Genomic DNA, 3858 nt, shown 5'->3' with positions numbered 1-3858 from the left:
ATTCTCTAAGCGCTGGACTGGATCCCCGCCTGCGCGGGGATGACGAGGGGGGAGGCGGGGATGACGAGAATGGAAAAGGGGATGATGATCCCCTCTCGCTTACGATTGCTCCTAATCCGTTTAACGATCAGGCGACGGTGACAGTTGACCTTGGAGGGCGGGCATTCCTGCCTGCCCTAAGGGCGGACAAGAATGTCCGCCCTCCAAGTGCACGGGTAGGGGGTCTCTTTCCTGTCCGGCTCAGCCTCTATGCGCTCGACGGACGGGAAGTGCTCCGCCTCCACGATGGCCCGCTATCGCCCGGAAGCCATACTTTCACACTTTCGCACTTTGGCACTTTCACACTTCCCTCCGGCATCTACTTCCTCCGCCTTCATTCCGGCACCCACTCCCGCACCGCCAAAGCCGTTCTAATGCGCTAATCTTGGAGGGCGGGATTTGTCCCGGCCTGTTCGGTCCGGCACCAACGACTTTTGCATTCCCTCGTATCTTCTTGCAAATCGACACGTTGCTGCTTATCTTATCCTTACCTGCGCTGCCCACTTGCCGGACTTCGACGATTGCTTAAGACCTGACGCTATCACTGTTCCTTAAGGCAGATTCCTAAGTTCGACACCGATGCTCTTCCTTCCTCACATAGGACGGGATCCCGATCCCGTCATCATCATCGACAACTTCGACTTCTCCACTCCGCCTGACGCGGGGGGGGGGCGATGCCGCTCACGCTTAAGGCGGCCGCGAAGCCGCGCTCCGCCGTTCGGTAGTCGTTTGATCCGGCGATGACGCAACGTCATAGCGAACCCGCCACCAGCGGGCAAACAAACTCGTCAACTACCGGACGGAGCTATCAATGTTCCTTTCCATCATCAATCGTCATCCAGCGCTGCGACTCGTCGTCGCGGCCATCTTCGTAATTGGCCTGTTCGTATGGCCAGCACCTGAGGAAGCGCGCGCCAGCACGACCCTGTCCGTTTCTGTCTTCGACACCGATCAGGGACAACCCGTAACGGGATTGGTAGTGATCATTACACTCTATCTGAACGGAGTTCCCCAGGATGATGGGCAGGCCGAAGAGGATCCAGATGGTCTTTACACTTTTGAATCCCAACTCGGTCAGTCGCAGTTCGACAATTGGTCCGCAGAGGTAACGGGCAATCCTGCTTTCATCACGGACTACATCAGCGACCCCAATCCGGCTGCTCGGACGTCTTCGACCACCAATTTTAATTGGGAGGTTCAGGATACTCGAGTCCCTTGAATCCGGACAACGAGGGGGGCGTCCTTCGGGACGTCCCCCAAAGAAGCAGGATTTCAGAGCAAGATTACTTTTTTCATCAATGCAAAACTGAAGATATTTATGCGAGTGCTCATACCACTGTTGGTATTCACCTTGTCCTCCCTTGCGCAGCCTCAAAATGAATGGGTTGAATACTACTCACCACCCGCTGGCTCCGGGAGGTTATACGACATTTATTACACTGCTGATAACCATCTTGCCGCTGGCGGTCAGGCCACCATCCCTCAGGCCGGGGCGATGTGGTTGCTGGTTACTAATATTGAAGGCGAAGTCGTAATGAATATGAACATTCCCATCGACTTCGATTGGGGCATAGAATGGAAGTGCAACACACTCATCGAATGCGATAATGGTGATCTTTTGATTGGTGGTTATGCCGGCAATATCGGACGAGGTCCCTCCCGTCGATTTGCCGTTATTCGAGTTAGTCGCGAAGGCGAAGTAGTATGGAATCAAATTTGGGATGGCGATTTTTCCTCGGACTGTCGTGCCCTTATTGAGTTGAAAGAAGGTGATTATTTGGGGTGCGGACAGATTTTTAATGGTCGAAGTTGCGGATATCTGATACGATTCGACGCTGAGGGGAATACTGTATGGGAGCGGATCTACGATCCTAACGCTGACTTTGGCTACTTCACATCTATGCGAGAGGCGGACAATACCGTTGTCATCGCAGGCGCGCGTCGCATTTTGGCCATTAGTCCAGGCGAAGGCGATGTCATCTGGCAGACCAGTATCAATGATGTGTTTTTGTTCAGCATTGTTTCCTTGCGTGGAGACGGGTTTGCGGCGTGTGGGGGGGGTGTAAACGCCACTACGGTCATTAGAATCAGTCCTGATGGTGAAATCAACTGGCGCAGCGATTTTGACCAGTTCCCCCTTGATCCGGTTACCTGGTGCAATGTCAGCCTGGCAGACGATTCTCAGACATTGTGCGGTGCCAATCGTATTTGGGTTCTCTATCATACTGATGCGAACGGGAATCTTTCTTGGACTCGTGTTGAAAACCTTCAAGGCGGAAGCGGTTCCTACCGTTCAATTGTGCGAGATGAAAGGGAATTTTTGTATGCAGCGGGATACAACAACGATCTGCAGGGAGTTATAGTGAAGATTCGCCCTGAACGGTCTGCACCCCGCATAGTAGAATGGTCGCCTGAAAGCCTCGAACTGCAAGTCGTGACCAGCCAGGAAGTTGAGTTTTGGTTCCGCGCCGTGGATGTTCAAGGCGACAGTGTTTCTTATCAAATATGGCTCGACGATCAGTTGATAGTGCGCGATTCCAATGCCGTGATTCGGTTTGAGCAAAACGGCGAAAGGATCGTTACCGCAATCGCTTCGGACGGCGCACTTGCCGATTCAATGGCATGGCTCGTCCACGTCCGCGACCTGCTCATCTTCTCCCACACCCCCGACACGCTGTCCCTCACCCTTCAGCGCAATTCCGAGATCGACTTCGCCCTCGACTCCGTCGCCTATATCGGAGACTTGGAGAACTTGCGGTATGAGTGGATGATTTACGACTCGACGGCGGTGAGGTGGGAGGAAGTGGGAGGGGATGACCGGATCGGAATCCGGTCCTACGCGTTCGCCCGGACGGGCGGGTATGCCCTGAAAGCCAGGGTCTTCGACCCGAACGTCGATCCGGTGCCGGCCGATTCCGTCCAATGGGCGATTCAGGTGCGCGGCGTCATACGGGCTTATGAGCCGAATCTCCCCGAATTGTCCCTCGAGCCGCGTCAGGAAGCGACCTTTGAACTGATCCCCTTCAATGCCAACAACGACTCCATCGAGTTCTGGTGGACGCTGAACGAAGCTGACACCTTGTCTACTCAGTCCACTTTGTCCATATCGTTCGCTGACACCGGCAGATACGTCGTGAGCGGGTATGCGCGGGAGCGAGTGAGCGAGGATGAGTGGGAGGAGGACGTGCAGGTTTGGGTTGTCAATGTCCATTCTCTAAGTGCGGGACTGGATCCCCGCCTGCGCGGGGATGACGAGGGGGGAAGCGGGGATGACGAGAATGGAAAAGGGGATGATGATCCCCTCTTGCTTACGATTGTGCCGAATCCGTTCAATGACCAGGCGATGGTGATGATCGATCTTGGAGGGCAGGCATTCCTGCCTGCCCTAAGGGCGGACAAGAATGTCCGCCCTCCAAGTGCGCAGGTGGGAGGTCTAATCCCTGTCCGGCTCAGCCTCTACGCGATCGACGGCCGGGAAGTGCTCCGCCTCCACGACGGCCCGCTATCGCCCGGCTCGCATCAGTTCAGATTCTTCACTTCGTTCAGAATGACATCGGGAGGCGGGATGCCATCGGGTGTCTATTTCCTCAGCCTTCAGGCCGGCTCCAAGTCCCGGACTGTCAAAGCGGTTTTGCTACGTTAGACTTGGAGGGCGGGATTCATCCCGCCCCGATTAGCGGCTTACCGGCAACCAGCGAAAATCTTGCGAGAGCGGAGCGATTTGGCTTGACAATGGGGTCTTAAGGTGTTATGATGTAAAGTGTCGTCTGAGTGAAGTCCTTGGATAGCGTCACGTGAACTGATAGGATTGCGGTTTGA

The 3858-nt window shown here is 54.9% G+C and carries 2 protein-coding genes; both read left to right on the top strand.

Annotation, left to right across the window (positions count from 1 at the left end; translation table 11 throughout):
• The first annotated feature begins 850 nt into the window (after nt 1–850).
• A complete protein-coding gene (locus tag FJY67_11570; GenBank protein MBM3330087.1) occupies nt 851–1258 on the top strand; it encodes a hypothetical protein in 408 nt (135 codons plus the stop codon).
• A gap of 99 nt (nt 1259–1357) precedes the next feature.
• On the top strand, nt 1358–3682 hold the full coding sequence (locus FJY67_11565; GenBank protein MBM3330086.1) for a hypothetical protein: 2325 nt from the start codon (nt 1358–1360) through the stop codon (nt 3680–3682).
• Nucleotides 3683–3858 lie beyond the last annotated feature (176 nt).

The sequence above is a fragment of the Calditrichota bacterium genome, assembly GCA_016867835.1.
Lineage (GTDB): Bacteria > Electryoneota > AABM5-125-24 > Hatepunaeales > Hatepunaeaceae > VGIQ01.
This window is presented reverse-complemented; position numbering and strand designations above follow the sequence as displayed.